Annotated in this window: 1 pseudogene; it reads left to right on the top strand. The window is 50.2% G+C overall.

Annotation, left to right across the window (positions count from 1 at the left end):
* Positions 1 to 237: pseudogene (locus CWC02_RS20635) on the top strand (hypothetical protein); the annotation flags it as partial.

Raw genomic sequence — 237 nt, 5'->3', positions numbered from 1 at the left:
AGCACCCTACGTATGCCGGGGGCAGGCAGACTTTAATGGCGCAGCAGGTAACCCTGCGGTGCAAGATGGGAGTACCTGGCAACGCGCGCTCAATGGCACGGCAATTAAACCCATTCACTCTAGCAATGACGGTGAATATGGTGGTGCGTCGATGATATTTTGGGACAATAAAAACCAGTCTGTGGTGTATTATTACTTCACTCCAGCTGGGTTTTACACCCAAGGCTCTATGAATGT

The sequence above is a fragment of the Pseudoalteromonas sp. S2721 genome (assembly GCF_005887425.1).
In the GTDB taxonomy this organism is placed as follows: Bacteria; Pseudomonadota; Gammaproteobacteria; order Enterobacterales; family Alteromonadaceae; genus Pseudoalteromonas; species Pseudoalteromonas simplex.
This window is presented reverse-complemented; position numbering and strand designations above follow the sequence as displayed.